This window comes from Flavobacterium defluvii, assembly GCF_900129555.1.
In the GTDB taxonomy this organism is placed as follows: domain Bacteria; phylum Bacteroidota; class Bacteroidia; order Flavobacteriales; family Flavobacteriaceae; genus Flavobacterium; species Flavobacterium defluvii.
The window spans coordinates 758,231-775,599 of record NZ_FQWC01000001.1 but is presented as its reverse complement, the minus strand read 5'-3'; the positions used below and the strand labels follow the sequence as shown (position 1 = coordinate 775,599).

Below are 17,369 nucleotides of genomic sequence, written 5' to 3'. Positions count from 1 at the left end.
GAAAATTTCCAATGTTAAGTTTTTATTCAATGTTACCAAATTGTTAAGCAAAAGTTTTTTTAATGTAAATAAATAATTATATTTGATAACGATTTCTTAACATTAATACCTACTAGATATGAAAAAGAGTGTAATTTTAGCTGCGGTTTTGTTCTCTGGAATATTAACTGCGCAGGAAGTAAAACCAGAATTGGAAGCAGTTGGAAACAAGGTAAAAGCTACTTATTATTATGAAAATGGTAAAGTGCAGCAAGAAGGCTTTTTTAAGGATGGTAAATTAGACGGTGTCTGGGTATCTTATGACGAAAAAGGAAATAAAAAAGCCGTTGGAGAATATGCAGACGGAGTAAAAACTGGAAAATGGATTTACTTTAATGAAGACAATTTAAGCGAAGTTGCTTATGTTGACAATAAAGTAGCCTCAGTTAAAAACTTACAGAAAAATGCTTTAGCAAACAGAAACTAATTTTGTTTCGATGATTTATAAAAAAACCGTCTCATTAAAGACGGTTTTTTTGTTTCCTCTTTTTAGATTTTTTTCCTCTTCAATACCAAATTATAAATCCAGTTAGAGGTAAAGCCGAAGCAATTAAACTTATGGTAAAGGCAATAATTTTTCCCGGTAAATCTAAAATTTGTCCGGTATGAATCCCGTAATTCATTTCGACAACCTGCAAACCTAAACTTTTAGAATGATAAGGGTCGCTTTGAATTAGTTTTCCATCTTTGGGGTGAAAATAATAATTACTCTGGTGATCGTAACGTAACGCATGCGGATATGCACCCGTATTGATAACATCACCTTTTTGCTGTGGATATAAAACAAAAAACATTTCGGCTTTTGGCTGCAATTTCATGGTTTGAATAAAAGCGCGATCGACAGCCGTTATAGAGTTTGAATTGAATTTGGTTGTGTCGATTACAGGCGCTTTTGTTTCGGCAGCTTTGTCTCCGCCCAAATTAAAAGTCTTATAAATTCCGTCTCCAACCCATTCATACGTAAAAGTTAAACCGGTTATGGCAAGAATAAGTGCAATCAAAGCGATGTAAAATCCCGAAGTATTGTGCCAGTCGTAATTGACACGACGCCATTTTGCCGACCATTTTACAGTAAAACTTCTTTTAACATCATTTCTTCGTTTCGGCCACCATTGTATAATTCCTGAAATTAATAACAGAATAAAAATAATCGTTGCTCCGCCAATTATATGTTTGCCAATATAATCGGGCAGCAGTAAATACAAATGGATATATTCGACAATAATGAAAAAATCTGTTTCTGGATTTTCGGTTTTTAAATATTTTCCTGTGTAAGGATTAAAATAAAGATATAAACTTCCTGTGTCTGAATATGTAAAAACAATGGCCGAGCGGTTTTTTCCATAATAAGAAACCATTGACTGTTTGTTCTTCGGAAGGATTTCTTTTGCTTTTTCCTGTAAAACCGAAGGCATCAAAAATGGTTTATTCTGAGGTTCTACAAAACGCCATTCTTTTCTGGTGATGTCTTTTATTTCGTCATGAAAACAGAAAATGCAACCCGTAATACAGACTATAAAAACAATAAGCCCGGAAATCAATCCGAGCCATTTATGCAGAAAACGTATTTTCGTTTTAAATCCCATTTTTTGATTAAAGGCGTAAAAGTATATGCTATATTAATATGGAGCAAGTTATTCTAATTATTTCGCTAATAAATATGGAAGATTACGGATTAGCTAAGAAATAATCTCGCAAAGACACAAAGTCGATAAGTTTGATTAATTACTTTGCGACTTTGCGAGATTATATTCAACTATTTTAAAGAAGCAACTTCTTTTTTAGACTTTAGATGATACGCCGTATAAAGTGATATTGAAGCCAAAGCAATCCAAAAAACATCAATAAAGAAAATCTGAATTCTGTGTTCCATAAAAGAATTCCAAAACCAATTTCCGGAAACGATTCCGTTTGTAATTGGAATTAAAAAACCTAAAATACTTCCAGAAATTAAGCAAAATTTATTCGTAAAAGCATCATTCTTTTTAATGATAAAGAAAATTGTTAATAAAAGCCATCCGCCAAAATATAAGCTAAACAGATTGGACTGACTTAAAGGATAAAATATTTTTGTTCCGATAAAAGATAAGGCAGTAACAGGATATATACTTAAACAAATCGCCAGATAAATACGAACAACTGCAGCGTTGAAACGTTTTTTCTTTTCTGGCAAATTATTTTTTTGTCTTGCTACAAGCCAAATCATAACTCCTGAAATGATAACGAAACAAGTTATAATTCCTAATATAAAACTTACGATTTTTAAAGCATATCCGCCATAATCTCCAAAATGAATTCGGTATAAAACATTTTTTACTATATCAATATAACCATTCTGAGTAATTGGATTTTTGCGGGCAATTTCTTTTCCGTCGGCAATTCGATAGACAACTTTTCCAATTCCGGTGAATTTTTTGTCGCTTAACAATTCACCCTCCACTAAAACATGCATATTTGCATCGCCATAATTCTGAATGAAAACTCGTGTAATTTCAAAATCAGACCAATTGTTTTTTGCTTTGGCAACAAGCTGATTGATATCAAAAGGCGTCGCTAATTTTTTATTCTCAAATTTATAATCGGGATCATTGTATTCTAATTCTTTATATAATTTGTTTTCGTCGCCTTTATAAAGAGCCATAACAGCAGGAGCCACGATTAAAAGTTTAATCATAAAAAATGCACCTGTTACCGCATATACAAACTGAAACGGAAGTCCGATCATTCCTAGTGCCGTGTGAGCATCTGTCCATAAAGTTTTTAGTTTTTCTTTTGGACGGAAAACATAAAAGTTAGAAACTATTTTTTTCCAATGCAGTAAAAGTCCTGTAATAATCGCAAAAAGAAAAAACAAAGCGGTAAATCCGGAAAGATAATATCCAACAGGATACGGAATCTGGGCAAAGAAATGCAGTCGGTATAGAAATTCTCCTAAAGAATAAGATTCTTCATAAGTATATGATTTGAATTTTTTATTGTCCAGATAAAAGAAAGATCCTTCTTTTTGTTTGGCTGAAGCCAAAGTATCTTTGGTACCTTCCATATAAACCGCAACTCTGTTTTCGACAGATGGTTTAGAGATGGTAATATTTCTACCGTGTAATATGTATTCTTTGTCAATGTTTTTTAAAGCAGTATTGTAATCTAATTGAATTTCTTTTGAAATTACGGTAGATTCATTTCTTTCCCAATTGATGATTTCATCTCTAAAAAAAGAAAAAGATCCTGCAAAAAAGATCACAAAAAGTACAACGCTGATAACAATACCGCTAACAGTATGTGTATGAAAATAAATGTTGTAATGGCGATTATTCATAGGTATTAGGCAGCAGTATTATAAGTTTGACCAAAATAAATAAGAAGAGAAAAAACTAAAGAAAGGAGAATATAAATTCCCCATATTTTCCAGCCGCTTTTTGCTAAGAATGCCATTACCATTAAAATGACCCAAAGTATGAATCCGCTAAAAGCCATTGTCATTAAAACTTCAGGACGGTTAAACCAGGAAGCCAGAGCTAAATGAAAAGTAACAGAAACGAAATAACCGCCTAAGATTGCGGCTGTAATTTTGGCGAAACGAGGCCAGAATGCAGGAGTCAAATATTTTGGATTTGCAGGCATTGGTTAAATCTGGTTTAGTTGTAATAAAGTTCTAATAAAGCAACAAGAATCAGGATTAATAAAAGGAGCCTGCTATTTATTTTTTTTAATGGTCTCAGAATTATAATTAAGCTCCCAATTGTCATTAGCTGAATAAAAAACATGAGTGTGCCGCTTCCTAAAGATTGAATAAAAAGCCATATTGTATAAGCTGTAACAAGAAGGAGTAAGCCTGTAATTTTGGTTTGTTTTGGATTTTTCTGCATCCATTTCTCAAAACCAAAATCATACGATAATGTGGCTCTTTTTGAAGTATAGTAAAGGGTGTAAAAAGCTAAAAAAACGATAAGACTGGCTATTGTTATCATAAATCTGCAGATTATATTTGATCCATTCTTCTTTTAGTTGTATTTAGAATGGTTTTAAATTGTTTCATTCTGCAAATCTAAGTTATCAAATCAAACAAAACAAGTTATTCTTATTCATTCTAAATAAATTTTTTTAAATTATAGGTTAAATTTTATATTACTGAGAAATTTAAAAACAAAAAAACCTGTCCAATTTAATGAACAGGTTTTATATATTAATGAAAATTACTTCTGATTACAACTCTAAAGCACGTTTAGCGTCGCCATTCATTAATAATTCTAATGGATTTTCTAAAGCTTCTTTTACAGCAACTAAGAAACCAACAGACTCACGTCCGTCGATGATTCTGTGATCGTAAGAAAGAGCTACATACATCATTGGGTGAATTTCAACTTTTCCGTTTACAGCAATCGGACGCTCAATAATGTTGTGCATTCCTAAGATTCCTGATTGAGGAGGATTGATGATTGGAGTTGATAACATACTTCCGAAAACACCACCGTTAGTGATTGTGAAAGTTCCTCCAGTCATATCATCCACTGTAATTTGACCATCACGAGCTCTTAAAGCCAATCTTTTAATTTCAGCTTCAATTCCACGGAAAGTTAAGTTCTCAGCGTTACGAACAACAGGAACCATTAATCCTTTTGGTCCAGAAACAGCGATAGAGATATCACAGAAATCGTATCCTACTTTGTAATCTCCGTCGATCATAGAGTTTACATCTGGATATAATTGAAGGGCTCTTGTAACTGCTTTTGTAAAGAATGACATAAAACCTAAACCTAAACCACCGTGTTTAGCTTTGAAAGCATCTTTGTATTCATTACGGATATTGTTGATTGGCGTCATGTTTACTTCGTTGAAAGTAGTAAGCATAGCTGTTTCATTTTTAGCTGCAACTAATCTTTCTGCTACTTTACGACGTAACATTGATAATTTTGTACGCTCAGTTCCACGGTTTCCTCCAGTTGGAGTTCCCATAGAAGCTACAGCTGTAGCATTTACTGCATCGTCTTTAGTAATTCTGCCGCCTTTTCCAGTTCCTGTAACTGCTGCAGGAGCTATATTTTTTTCATCTAATATTTTTCTAGCTGCAGGAGATGGAGTTCCAGCTGCGTAACTTGTAGCTGCCGGAGCCTGAACTGGCTCAGCTTTTGGAGCTTCTTTTACTTCTGCCTTTGGGGCTTCCGCTTTAGGAGCCTCAGTTTTTGGTGCTTCTGCTGCCGGAGCGCTTCCTGCAGGTTTTGCCGCATCAGTATCAATTAAACAAACTACTGCGCCTACAGCTACTGTATCACCTTCTTCAGCTTTTAGCGTAATAACACCACTCATTTCAGCAGGTAATTCAAGAGTAGCTTTATCTGAATCAACTTCAGCAATCGCCTGATCTTTTTCTACATAATCTCCGTCTTTTACTAACCAAGTTGCAATTTCAACTTCTTTTATTGATTCCCCTGGTGATGGGACTTTCATTTCTAAAATCATCTTATTTCTTTGTTTAAGGTTTTTATGGTTTCAGGTTTCAGGTTGTTAAACTTGAAACTTAAAACTTGAAACATTTTTTTAATTATCTAAATAAATTTTTATCGAATACCATTCTAATTGCATCTGCATGACGGCGTTTTGCACGTGTGTAACTTCCTGATGCAGGAGCAGAATATGCTTTTAATGAAGCTAATCTCCATTTTACAAGATCAAAATTCATTAACATATAGCTGTAAGCTCCCATGTTTTTAGGTTCTTCCTGAGCCCAAACATAATCATCTGCATTTGGATATTGTGCAATGATTTCTTTGATCTGCTCAACAGGGAAAGGGAATAATTGCTCAATACGAACAACTGCAACATCTTTTCTTCCGTTGTTTTCTCTTTCTGCAACAATATCATAATAGAATTTACCTGTACAGAAAACCAAAGTTTTAACATCTTTTTTGTTTACTGTAGTATCGTCAATTGTTTCCTGGAAGCTTCCGTTTACTAAATCTTCAACCGGAGACACACATCTTGGGTCACGAAGTAAACTTTTTGGAGTAAATACTACAAGTGGTTTACGGAAGTTTGTTTTTAATTGTCTTCTCAATAAGTGGAAGAAGTTAGCTGGCGTTGTACAATCGGCAACATACATATTATGTCTTGCACAAAGTTGTAAGTAACGTTCCATTCTTGCAGAAGAGTGCTCAGCACCTTGTCCTTCGTATCCGTGAGGCAATAAAAGAACGATACCGTTTTGGTTGTTCCATTTATCTTCACCACAAGAAATATACTGGTCAATCATGATTTGAGCTCCGTTTGAGAAATCTCCAAATTGTGCTTCCCAGATTGTTAAAGCTTTTGGGCTTGCTAATGCATATCCGTAATCAAAACCTAAAACTCCGTACTCAGATAAGTGAGAGTTGTAAACATTAAAGTTTCCTTTTTTGTCTTCAAGGCTGTTGATTAAGATTACTTCTTCTTCAGAATCTTCAACTTTAACTACTGCATGACGGTGAGAGAAAGTTCCTCTTTCTACGTCTTGTCCGGAAATACGAACATCAAAACCTTCTTGTAATAAAGATCCGTACGCTAAATGTTCTGCCATTCCCCAATCTAAAAGATTAGTTTCGAAGAACATTGTTTTTCTGTCGTTGATTAATTTTTGAATTTTACTGATGAATTTTTTGTCTTCAGGTAAATTAGAAAGTGCATTTGCAATTTGAGTTAATTTTTCTTTTGGATAAGAAGTATCAACTTTTTGCAGCATTTGCGTGTCAGTCACCTGAACAAAACCTTCCCATTCGTTTTTCATGAATGGAGTAATGATTGTTAAATCTTTTTTACGAGAAGCTTCTAAATTCTCCTCCAAAGCAGATTTGTATTCTTTTTCTAAAGCATTTACATAAGATGCATCGATTACGCCGTCAGAAAGTAATTTCTCAGCATAGATGTCTCTTGGGTTTTTATGTTTTGCAATGATTTTATATAAAACTGGCTGTGTGAAACGAGGTTCGTCACCTTCGTTGTGTCCGTATTTTCTATATCCTAATAAATCGATAAATACGTCACGTCCAAACTGCATTCTGTAGTCTAATGCAAAAGATACAGCATGTACAACAGCTTCAGCATCATCAGCATTTACGTGTAATACTGGTGAAAGCGTTACTTTGGCAACGTCTGTACAGTAAGTAGAAGAACGAGCGTCTAAATAATTTGTTGTAAATCCAACTTGGTTGTTGATTACGATGTGAATCGTTCCTCCGGTTTTGTATCCGTCCAATAAAGACATTTGAATGATTTCATACAAAATACCTTGTCCTGCGATTGCAGCATCACCGTGAACAGCGATTGGCAATACTTTTGAAATATTTTCCGGGAAATGTCTTTCTTGTTTTGCTCTTGTGATACCTTCAATTACAGCTCCAACAGTTTCTAAGTGAGAAGGGTTTGGCGCTAAATTGATGTTGATACTTTTTCCAGATCTTGTTTTTCTGTCGGCAGTAAGACCTAAGTGGTATTTTACGTCACCATCAAAATATTCCTGATCGTAGTCTTTTCCGTCAAATTCACCAAAAATATCCTGAGTAGATTTTCCAAAGATGTTTGCCAAAACGTTCAAACGACCACGGTGAGCCATTCCCATTACGAATTGTTCAACACCTTTTTCAGCAGCTTGCTCAATTAAAGCATCAAGAGCCGGGATGATAGATTCTCCACCTTCTAATGAGAAACGTTTTTGACCAACATATTTAGTATGAAGGAAGTTTTCAAAAGATACGGCTTCGTTTAATTTATTTAAGATCGTTTTCTTTTCTTCTGTAGAGAAATTAGGCTGATTAGTATTTACAGCTAATTTATCCTGAATCCATTTTACAACGCCAGGATTTCTGATGTACATATATTCAATACCAATATGCTGACAGTAAATAGTTTTAAGACGATTTACGATAGCTTCTAATGAAGAAGGAGGAATTCCAATTGTTTGTGCAGCATCAAAAACAGTAGGAAGGTCAGCTGCAGATAATCCGAAATTCTCGATATCTAAAGTTGGAGAAGACTGCCTGCGGTCACGAACCGGGTTGGTTTTTGTAAACAAGTGCCCGCGTGTACGGTATCCATCAATTAATTTTAGAACGTTAAATTCTTTTTGCAGTTTTTCTGATACCTGACTGTAATCTGTGTTTGGGCTAGTCACATACTCAACAATCGTCTGCACTGGATTTTCGTCATTATAAGTCGTTTGTCCAAAGTCAAAACCTTGAAAGAAACTTCTCCAGCTAGGCTCAACGCTGTCTGGGTTAACTAAATATTGATCGTATAATTGTGCAAAAAACTCGGTATGCGCTGCATTTAAAAATGAAAACCTATCCATAATATTAGTGAATATACTTTTTGTTAAATAGAATGGCAAAAGTACAACAATCGCCTTTATTTAAATCTTTTTTTTACGTACTTTTACGTAAAAATTTGTTAAAATAAACGTTAACTATGAATAAAAAACAATTTTCAATCGATTGCAGATCTTTTTTTGTGATTTTGACAGTCTTATTCTCAAGTTATGCAAATGCGCAGCAAACGTATATTATTGATAACAAAAATCATTTTTGGGATAAAGTACAATTTGGAGGCGGTCTGGGTTTAGGAATTGGTTCCGGATATACCGACATTTCTGTAATGCCAAGTGCCATTTACAATGTTAACGAAATTTTTGCCGTTGGAGTTGGACTTCAATTTGGCTATTTATCTTCAAAAAACTACTACGAATCTTATGTTTATGGCGGAAGTTTAATTACGCTTGTAAACCCAATTCCCGAGGTTCAGTTATCTGCCGAATTAGAACAGGTAAGAATAGATACAAGATATGAATCAAATATCAACAGACCAGCTTTTTCTGATGCTTACTGGAATACAGCCTTATATCTTGGAGCTGGTTACAGAACCGGAAATGTGACAATTGGCGCTCGTTACGATGTGTTATATGATCCTGATAAAAGCCTTTATGGGTCTGGATTTATGCCTTTTGTGAGAGTATATTTTTAGAGTTGCTAAGGTTCTAAGATGCTGAGATTCTAAGTTTTTTTTAAGTAAAATAAATATGTTTATTCCAATCATAATGATTTCAAGTTTACTATTTCTGCTAATTTTCGGCACGAAATCTTTAAACAAAACTAGAGAACAGCAATATGAATTTTTAATTGAAAACATTAAAGTTGAAGTAGATTTCTATTGTGAACAGGTTAGAACTTTTAATTTTACAATAGGATTAAGAAATACTAATTTCTTATTTAATCATTGTGATTTATATGTAACAAAAAATGCAATTATAATATTGGGATTTAAGAAAGATAGTTTTTTAAACAACTTTCATTTCCGATAATTTTAACTCGTGATATTGATTATTTTCTGAATAAATTTCCTTTTGCTTATGTTAAAAAGCCTGACAAAATTAATTTTAACAATGGTATAGTAAAAATTAATTTTGGTGAAAAAGGAATTACCAAAACGGATGTAGTTCTTAAATTAAAATCGTTAGATGAGAATGAAAGAAATAAAATTAAAGTGTTAGCAATAAACAACAAATGGAATATAAATTCTATTTAGAAAAAAAGCTTTCGTGATCAAAAAATCTAACAGCCTTAGTATCTAAGCAACTTAGAACCTCTATTTATAGTGATTTCTAAACCACACTTTCTGCCATTCTCTTTTTAAAATTAAAAAAGCAACTTGCTCAGCCAGAATTACCAAATCAGAACCGTCGAGTTGTTTGATTTCATTTTCGGGAACATCAATAATGTAAAGCAGGTTTAAATATTCGGCAAATTTGTACTGAATCATTCTGTAGATTTTTTCGTGAAGCTGAATTTTTAATTCATTTGGAGAAATGCTTAACGGAAAATCTATCCCTTCATTTGCCAGATTAAAATCTTTGTTAATCTGTTCGATTAAGCTTAAATATAAATTTTCTTTTTCGGCATCAGCCAATAAAAAATCGGTATTTTCAGGAATCGGAAACATTGATGCTTTTTAATAATTTACGCAAAGTTAAAACTAAAAAATCATTTAACCGTCGATTCTCGTTCTATGATTCTCGTTGGAAGTTCTATAATTTGATGTTCTACTTTTCGATGCTCTTTTATATCGGCAATTTCATCAATTAAAATCGAAACAGCAGTATGTCCCATTTCAAATCCCGGCTGATCGATTGTTGTTAATTTAGGCGAAATAACAGTACTCATAAACCAGTTGCTAAAGCCAAAAACCGCAACCTGATCCGGCGTTTTTATGCCCGCCTCATTAAAATATTTTATAATTCCGATAGCAACCAAATCTGTAATCGCAAAAATAGCGTCGATATCAGGATGTTCAGTCATGATTTTTTGAGCATTTTCGTAGCCGTCTTCAAAATCGGTATTATTATCGCAAACATAAACGAGTTTCGAATCGTACTCAATTCCGTGCGCTTCGAGTGCACGTTTATAACCAAGAAAACGATCAATAGAATTTTGAGGAACATAAGAACCTCTAAAATGTGCAATTTTTTTATAACCTTTATTTATAAGATACGAAACAGCATCAAAAGCCGCTTTGGCATCATTAATAACCACTTTGGAACAATCAACTCTTTTGGCAATTTTATCAAATAAAACAACCGGAGTATTTTTTCGGATGGCGTCATTAATATGAGAGAAATCATCTGTCTCATTAGAAAGTGACATCAAAACGCCGTCAACCCGCTTTTGAATTAATAAAGCAAGCTGTTTTTTCTCCATTTCATATTTTTCATTCGATTGTAGAATGATAACCAGATAACCTCTTTTTTCGGCTTCTTCCAAAATACCATTTAAAACACTCGAAAAAAAGTGATGAACCGTCGCCGGAATAATAACACCAATCGTTTTGGTTTCGTTGGTTCGTAAATTCACCGCAACAGAATTAGGCATATAGTTCATCGATTCGGCCATTTCGATAACTTTGGCGCGCGTCGATTTACTAATGTCTGTATATCCTTTTAATGCCTTTGAAACCGTTGTAACCGATATTCCTAAGGCCGAGGCTATATCTATTAACTTTGTATCATTCATGAAATAAATGTAGTAAAAAATAAACTTGATTGATAAAAAATATATTTCCGAAAACGTTTTAGGTGATTTCGAAAACGTTTTCGATTTAGAATTGCTAAATTGTATTTAATTAGTGTTTTAAGTTTACAGTATAAATGAAAAATTTACTAACTAAACCAAAAAATCATGAAACAGAAACATTCTTATTTAGGTATATTATTTTTGATAATATGCTTAATTACTGTTCAAAATAAGGTATTTGCTCAGGCAAAAAACACCGTTTCCGGAAAAGTTTTAGACGAAACCGGACAATCTATTCCGGGAGCAAATGTATCTTTAAAAGATACTGGAAAAAATACCATAACAGATGAAAACGGACGTTACGTTTTTACAGATGTTATTGCCGGAAATTATATTGTAGAAGCTACAAATGTGGGCTACAAAACATACAGCAAAGAAATTTCGGTAAAAGAAGGAGAATCAGTAGTTACAGATTTACTTTTAGAAACCGAATCTCAAAGTTTAAAAGAAGTTGTAGTAACGGGTTCATCTGCCCCGAGATCGAAATTAGAATCGAGTGTTGCCATTACCACAATGGGAGCAAAAGCAATCGAAGACAGAGCGCCATCGAGCACGGCGGCTTTATTACAGACAATTCCGGGATTTGTGGTTGAAGCATCTGGAGGAGAAATTGGAAACAACCTTTTTGCAAGAGGTATTCCATCAGCAGGAGCGTATGAATATGTACAAATTCAGGAAGATGGATTACCGGTTTTTGAAGATGGTGCATTACAATTTGCCAACGCCGATACATTTTACAGACTTGACGAAACGGTTAGTAAAATGGAAGCTGTTCGTGGAGGTTCTGCGTCAATTTTTGCAAATAATGCTCCGGGTGGAATTATCAACTTCATTACGAAAACGGGTCAGAATGATTTTCAGGGAAGAGCAAAATTCACAACTTCAGATTACGGAATGTTCAGAACCGATCTTAATTTATCTGGCGCTTTAGTTCAGGATAAATTATTTTTTAATGTCGGCGGATTCTACAGAACGGATAATGGAGTAAGAAATACTGGTTTTACGGCTAACAAAGGCGGACAAATAAAAGGAAATCTTACCTATAAATTTGACGACAATGACTATTTAAGAGTTAATTTTAAACATCTTGACGACAGAAATACATTCTATTTGCCAATTCCGTTAAAAAGCAATAACGGAAAAGTAGAAGGAATTCCGGGCTTTAATCCAAATTATGGAACTCTGACTTCTGTTAATTTCAGTCATTTAAATGTTCCTCAATATGGAGGTGGAACTTTCAGTGCAGATTTAGAAGATGGTTCTCATCCAATTATCAACTCAATTGGAGCTGAATTCAAAAAGAAAATTTCTGAAAAAGTGACTTTCAAAAATGCTTTTAAACAAACCAGCATTGATTTAAATTACAATGCTATTTTTCCAAATGGCGGACCTTGGACACAAGATGCGTATGCAACAGGAGTTCAAAACACAACGGCAAGTAATTTGACTTATAGTTATGTAGATAACGGACAAACGCTGGATCCAAACGCCTTGATTATGAGAGCAGATCTTTGGCACATCGAGAAAAAGATGAACAACTTTGCGAACAATTTCTCTTTTTCTTTTGATTTAGATCCTGTGAAATTAACAGCGGGTTACTACTATTCTAACTGGAAATCAAATCAATACTGGAACTGGAACTCGTATTTGGTAAGCGTTTCAGATAATCCGAGATTATTAAATGTAAAAGATAATACAACAGGAGTTGATCACACCTGGAATGGTATCGAAAGAATTACATGGCTCGAAAGAGATGCACAGACAAAAGGTCTTTTGAATGATATTTATGCTGATGCCGAAATTAAAGCCACAGATAATTTAACCTTCAACGCAGGTTTAAGATATAATAAAGATAAATATTCCGGATACAGAGACAACGCCAGATTTTTTGCAGAAAACTTAGGAGTTTTAGACAACAATACGGCTGACGACGCGGTAACAACGGTAAAAGGAAATCCGTATACATACTGGAGATATGATGTAAGCGAATGGTCGTATACAGCTGCCGGAAATTACAAATTCAACGACAATATGGCTTCTTACGTTCGTTACAGCCACGGTTTTAGATCTCCAATTGAAGAATCGTTTTATGATAACGCGGCCGATTTAAGCAAATTGGAAAATACAGAAGTAAATCAATTTGAATTGGGGTATAAATATTCAAGCTCTTTCTTCTCTGTAAATGCCAACTTGTTTCACATGAATTTGAAAAACGTTGCTTTCACAGATATTTTATCAGACGGATCTTCAGAAAACAAATTTGCCGACGTAAACAATATTGGTCTAGAAGTCGAAACGAATGCAAGATATAAATTCGCAAAACTGAACTTTACATTCACAGTTCAAAAACCAGAATACGACAACTTTACCGGAACAAATGCCGACGGTTCTACTTTTGATTTTAACGGAAATACAGCACGAAGAATCCCTAAATTTTTCTGTAACCTAAGACCAGAAGTTGATATAACAAAAGATTTTACAGCTTACGTTCAGTTTTCTTATTATGATAAAAAATACACTAATCAGGATAACAAACAAGTTTTGCCGGCTTACAAAGAAGTTGGAGCAGGGTTAAATTATACGTATAACAATCTTCGTTTCGCAGTCGATGCTTCAAATTTATTCAACGAAATTGGTTTAACAGAAGGAGATCCAAGACAAACTACATCTGCAGCAAGCGATGTGTTTATGGCAAGACCTATTTTAGGACGCGCGTTTAGATTTTCGGTAGCGATTAATTTCTAAATTTAATGTACTCAAAGTTACTGTAGAGGCGCACAGTAGTGCGTCTCCATAAAGTAACCACAACGAATAAATGTAGTTTGTAAAAATATTAAACACATAGAAACATAGATTTTATTGTTTTAAAAAAGAACAAAAAAGAAACTAGTTTCCACACATAGTTATCTATGTGAATTAATGCAAGTGAAACGCCTTTTAACGCAAAGTAAACTATGTTTTTATGTGTTAAATTTATCCTCAACGGGTTAAACAAATTGTATATGGTATACTGTAGAGGCGCACAGCAGTGCGTCTCCACACAGTAACCACAAAGCATATAAAAAATGAAAAACATAGGAATTAAAATCTCACTTTACCTCAATTATTTTGTCTTCGCTATTTTATTAAACAGCGTAGGAATTGTGATTTTAAAATCGCAGAAAAATTATGGAGTCGATGAGGTTCAGGCGAGTATTTTAGAAGCCTTTAAAGACATGCCAATTGCTATTGTATCCTTTTTTATAGCCTCTTTTTTGCCCCGAATTGGCTATAGAAAAGCCATGTTAATAGGATTGAGTTTAGTGACTTTGGCCTGTATTTCTATGTATTTTGGAAACTCGTTTGACAATGCCAAAATTCTTTTTGCAACCGTTGGAGTTTCATTTGCTTTGATAAAAGTTTCTGTTTATTCATTAATAGGAACCGTAACCGAAACCAAAAAAGAACACAACGCCTTAATGAGCAGTATTGAAGGATTTTTTATGGTAGGAATTGCGCTGGCCTATTTTTTATTTCCGGCGTTTAATAATGAAAATGATCGGGATTCATGGCTTAATGTATATTGGTTATTAGCCGGATTATCGTTTTTATCGTTTCTATTTTTACTCTTTATAAAATTCGAAGAAACTGAAGCTGCAGCAGGAGCAAACCTAAAAGATGATTTTCTGCAGATGTTCAAATTGATGGCAAAACTGCTGACTGTTATTTTTGTAATTAGTGTGTTTTTATTTGTAATGATCGAGCAGGGAATACTTTCGTGGCTGCCGACATTTAATACAAAAGTGCTTCATCTGCCGGAAAATATCAGCATAATGATGGCCAGTATTTTAGCAGTTTCATTAGCGATTGGAAGATTGATTGCCGGAATTGTAACCAAAAAAGTAAACTGGATTTGGGTATTGACTTTTTGCATTATTTCCGCTATGCTTTTGGTAACATTTGTACTTCCAAAAACAGTTGGGTTAGAAGTAAAAAACATCGAGACACTTTCAGATATTCCGTTAATTGGTTTTGCATTTCCTTTAATCGGATTATTTATTGCACCTATTTATCCGCTGTTAAATTCAATTGTATTAAGCGCTTTACCAAAGAATTTGCAAAGTTCCATGACCGGATTAATCGTGATTTTTTCTGCACTTGGCGGAACATTAGGATCCAGAATAACAGGCTGGCTTTTTAAAAACGAAGGGCCGGAAAAAGCATTTTATTTCACCTTAATTCCGATGACTTTGTTACTGATCTCCTTTTTTATTCTTAAAAAAATAACTGCAAAAGATGAAATTTAGACTACATATAACCCAAACCATCGAAAAATTATTGGCTCAGGAAGATACTGACGGCGATAAAAAAATTACGATTGATGATAACGGTCCAAAGAAGTTTTTATTGAATGATGAAAACGGAAATTCGGCAGTAATTGAAGGAACGTATCAGCTTTCTAACTTATTGCAGGAATTGGCTTTGGCTAAAAAAAACAATACAGAATTTGCAGTTATTGATTTAAATGAAATTACCGAAGATCCTGTAAAGCGTATTTCAAGAAAAATAAAAGATTTATACTGGAATGGTCTTACACGAACAATTGACGCAACGGGCGTAAAGAAAATTCTGGAAGACGATAAAATCGAAAATGAATTTGCCTATCTATATGTGCCTTTTGGCGACGAAATTGTTTTTGATTATTTCAAGAAATTAGAAGCCACAACGCCAAAATTAAAAGTGGTACAATTGCCTAAGAATATTACTCCCGAATACGTTTTATCACTAAACAAAAAACCGGGAATTCTGGCTTTGGCACTTCAAATAAAAAACAATGAAATTTCGGGCGTACCGTTTGTCGTTCCCGGCGGAAGATTCAACGAAATGTACGGCTGGGACAGTTATTTTATTGCCAAAGGACTTTTGATTGATGATAAAATTGACCTTGCTTTGGGCATTGCCGAAAACTTCAAATATCAAATAGATCATTACGGAAAAATTTTAAATGCCAACCGCAGTTATTACTTAACCCGAACGCAGCCGCCGCTTTATACATCTTTAATTATGGATGTTTTAGAAAAGTCAAATCCGGATATTTTTTGGATTGAAAGACATTTAAAAACTACCATAAAAGAATATTTAACGGTTTGGATGGAAGAAGGAAAAAGACTTACTGCAAATGGTTTAAATCGCTATAAAGCAGAAGGAATTGGACTTCCGTTTGAGGTTGAAGAAGGACATTTTGATGATATTCTGGAAAAATATGCGCCAAAATATAATCTCTCAACCCGTGAATTTGAAAAGAAATATCTCGAAAGAGAAATTGTTGATCCTGAACTTGATAAGTATTTTACGCACGACCGAAGCATGCGCGAAAGCGGACACGATACAACTCATAGATTGGTTGGGGTCTGCGCTAATTTAAATACCGTTGCAATTAACAGTTTGCTTTATAAATATGAAACAGACATTGCTTTTTTGATTCAAAAATACTTTAAAAACGAATTTCAGTATTTTGAAGATAAATCTTTTTCAAGCGAATATTGGCTGCAAAAAGCTTCTTCGAGAAAAGAAAAAATAAACAAATTGTTATGGAATCAAGAAAAGGGAATTTATTTCGATTATGATTTTGTAAACGAAAAACAGCATGTTTTTGATGCTGCGACAACTTTTTATCCGCTTTGGGCAAAAATAAGTACGCCGGAACAAGCCGATATTTTAGTTAAAAAAACACTTCCGAAGTTTAAAATGAAAGGCGGAATTTCTGGAAGTACCAAAGAATCTATCGCCGGTTTTGATGATAATTCGCCAACAAGACAATGGGATTATCCGTTTGGCTGGGCGCCGCATCAAATGCTTCTATGGGAAGGTTTACTGAATTATAATTTTAATGAAGAAGCACAGGAAATGGTTTATCGCTGGCTTTGGCTGATTACCAGAAACGCGGTTGATTACAACGGAACAATTCCCGAAAAGTTTGATTTATCGATAAGTTCACACAAAATTTTTGCCGAATACGGAAACGTAGGAACCGAATTTAATTACATAACCGAAGAAGGTTTTGGGTGGATGAACGCTTCATATCAATTCGGTTTGACAATTTTAGAAGAGGATTTAAAACAAAAATTATCAGATTTAGTTGATCCCGATGATTTGTTTTCATAAGCCTTCGACTTCGCTCAGGATGACACTCATTTTTATGATAACGTTTGTCAGGCTGAGCGAAGTCGAAGCCCTCTAGACGTAGAAAATAACAAACCCGAC

The 17,369-nt window shown here is 34.2% G+C and carries 13 protein-coding genes; 5 read left to right on the top strand and 8 right to left on the bottom strand.

Annotated features, from left to right (window positions below; translation table 11 throughout):
* Nucleotides 1-118: 118 nt before the first annotated feature.
* The gene (locus BUC29_RS03380) at nucleotides 119-466 is read left to right on the top strand and encodes a toxin-antitoxin system YwqK family antitoxin (RefSeq protein WP_073413339.1); all 348 of its coding nucleotides are present in this window, start codon (nucleotides 119-121) and stop codon (nucleotides 464-466) included.
* A 79-nt stretch (nucleotides 467-545) separates the two neighbouring features.
* Here BUC29_RS03380 and BUC29_RS03375 read toward each other — a convergent pair whose 3' ends face one another.
* The 6 genes from BUC29_RS03375 to BUC29_RS03350 form a co-directional block, all read right to left on the bottom strand.
* Nucleotides 546-1,625: a PepSY-associated TM helix domain-containing protein gene (locus BUC29_RS03375; RefSeq protein WP_073413337.1), complete on the bottom strand. Its 1,080-nt coding sequence runs from the start codon at nucleotides 1,623-1,625 to the stop codon at nucleotides 546-548.
* Nucleotides 1,626-1,795: 170 nt separating this feature from the next.
* The gene (locus tag BUC29_RS03370) at nucleotides 1,796-3,355 is read right to left on the bottom strand and encodes a PepSY-associated TM helix domain-containing protein (RefSeq protein ID WP_073413335.1); all 1,560 of its coding nucleotides are present in this window, start codon (nucleotides 3,353-3,355) and stop codon (nucleotides 1,796-1,798) included.
* Between the two features lie 5 nt (nucleotides 3,356-3,360).
* A complete protein-coding gene (locus BUC29_RS03365) occupies nucleotides 3,361-3,660 on the bottom strand; it encodes a hypothetical protein (protein WP_073413333.1) in 300 nt (99 codons plus the stop codon).
* A 14-nt stretch (nucleotides 3,661-3,674) separates the two neighbouring features.
* Complete coding sequence (locus tag BUC29_RS03360; protein ID WP_073413331.1) at nucleotides 3,675-4,007, bottom strand: hypothetical protein; 333 nt, start codon at nucleotides 4,005-4,007, stop codon at nucleotides 3,675-3,677.
* Between the two features lie 235 nt (nucleotides 4,008-4,242).
* Nucleotides 4,243-5,496 (bottom strand): 2-oxoglutarate dehydrogenase complex dihydrolipoyllysine-residue succinyltransferase, encoded by a 1,254-nt coding sequence (odhB, locus tag BUC29_RS03355; RefSeq protein ID WP_073413329.1) that lies wholly within the window; start codon nucleotides 5,494-5,496, stop codon nucleotides 4,243-4,245.
* A gap of 82 nt (nucleotides 5,497-5,578) precedes the next feature.
* Nucleotides 5,579-8,356 (bottom strand): 2-oxoglutarate dehydrogenase E1 component, encoded by a 2,778-nt coding sequence (locus BUC29_RS03350; RefSeq protein ID WP_073413327.1) that lies wholly within the window; start codon nucleotides 8,354-8,356, stop codon nucleotides 5,579-5,581.
* Nucleotides 8,357-8,472: 116 nt separating this feature from the next.
* On the opposite strand from BUC29_RS03350, the gene BUC29_RS03345 reads away from it, so the two are divergent.
* Nucleotides 8,473-9,024, top strand: coding sequence for a hypothetical protein (locus BUC29_RS03345; protein WP_073413325.1), 552 nt, complete (start codon nucleotides 8,473-8,475; stop codon nucleotides 9,022-9,024).
* A gap of 621 nt (nucleotides 9,025-9,645) precedes the next feature.
* Here BUC29_RS03345 and BUC29_RS03335 read toward each other — a convergent pair.
* On the bottom strand, nucleotides 9,646-9,999 hold the full coding sequence (locus BUC29_RS03335) for a hypothetical protein (protein ID WP_073413321.1): 354 nt from the start codon (nucleotides 9,997-9,999) through the stop codon (nucleotides 9,646-9,648).
* Between the two features lie 41 nt (nucleotides 10,000-10,040).
* The gene (locus BUC29_RS03330) at nucleotides 10,041-11,066 is read right to left on the bottom strand and encodes a LacI family DNA-binding transcriptional regulator (protein ID WP_073413319.1); all 1,026 of its coding nucleotides are present in this window, start codon (nucleotides 11,064-11,066) and stop codon (nucleotides 10,041-10,043) included.
* 165 nt (nucleotides 11,067-11,231) lie between these two features.
* Between BUC29_RS03330 and BUC29_RS03325 the strand changes: the two genes are divergently transcribed.
* From BUC29_RS03325 to BUC29_RS03315, 3 genes are all read left to right on the top strand, one after another.
* The gene (locus BUC29_RS03325; RefSeq protein ID WP_073413317.1) at nucleotides 11,232-13,871 is read left to right on the top strand and encodes a TonB-dependent receptor; all 2,640 of its coding nucleotides are present in this window, start codon (nucleotides 11,232-11,234) and stop codon (nucleotides 13,869-13,871) included.
* A gap of 320 nt (nucleotides 13,872-14,191) precedes the next feature.
* Entirely contained in the window at nucleotides 14,192-15,412 is a 1,221-nt protein-coding gene (locus BUC29_RS03320) for an MFS transporter (RefSeq protein ID WP_073413315.1), read from the top strand.
* Nucleotides 15,402-17,270 (top strand): alpha,alpha-trehalase, encoded by a 1,869-nt coding sequence (locus BUC29_RS03315; protein ID WP_073413313.1) that lies wholly within the window; start codon nucleotides 15,402-15,404, stop codon nucleotides 17,268-17,270. Before BUC29_RS03320 ends, BUC29_RS03315 begins: the two co-directional genes overlap by 11 nt.
* The last annotated feature ends 99 nt before the right edge of the window (nucleotides 17,271-17,369 follow it).

Excerpts from the sequence above, each read along its gene's own strand:
- BUC29_RS03370 (WP_073413335.1), bottom strand. The coding sequence starts at position 3,355 with ATGAATAATCGCCATTACAACATTTATTTTCATACACATACTGTTAGC.
- BUC29_RS03315 (WP_073413313.1), top strand. The coding sequence starts at position 15,402 with ATGAAATTTAGACTACATATAACCCAAACCATCGAAAAATTATTGGCT.
- BUC29_RS03380 (WP_073413339.1), top strand. The coding sequence starts at position 119 with ATGAAAAAGAGTGTAATTTTAGCTGCGGTTTTGTTCTCTGGAATATTA.
- BUC29_RS03350 (WP_073413327.1), bottom strand. The coding sequence starts at position 8,356 with ATGGATAGGTTTTCATTTTTAAATGCAGCGCATACCGAGTTTTTTGCA.
- BUC29_RS03365 (WP_073413333.1), bottom strand. The coding sequence starts at position 3,660 with ATGCCTGCAAATCCAAAATATTTGACTCCTGCATTCTGGCCTCGTTTC.
- BUC29_RS03345 (WP_073413325.1), top strand. The coding sequence starts at position 8,473 with ATGAATAAAAAACAATTTTCAATCGATTGCAGATCTTTTTTTGTGATT.
- BUC29_RS03375 (WP_073413337.1), bottom strand. The coding sequence starts at position 1,625 with ATGGGATTTAAAACGAAAATACGTTTTCTGCATAAATGGCTCGGATTG.
- BUC29_RS03360 (WP_073413331.1), bottom strand. The coding sequence starts at position 4,007 with ATGATAACAATAGCCAGTCTTATCGTTTTTTTAGCTTTTTACACCCTT.
- BUC29_RS03330 (WP_073413319.1), bottom strand. The coding sequence starts at position 11,066 with ATGAATGATACAAAGTTAATAGATATAGCCTCGGCCTTAGGAATATCG.
- BUC29_RS03325 (WP_073413317.1), top strand. The coding sequence starts at position 11,232 with ATGAAACAGAAACATTCTTATTTAGGTATATTATTTTTGATAATATGC.
- BUC29_RS03335 (WP_073413321.1), bottom strand. The coding sequence starts at position 9,999 with ATGTTTCCGATTCCTGAAAATACCGATTTTTTATTGGCTGATGCCGAA.
- BUC29_RS03320 (WP_073413315.1), top strand. The coding sequence starts at position 14,192 with ATGAAAAACATAGGAATTAAAATCTCACTTTACCTCAATTATTTTGTC.
- odhB (WP_073413329.1), bottom strand. The coding sequence starts at position 5,496 with ATGATTTTAGAAATGAAAGTCCCATCACCAGGGGAATCAATAAAAGAA.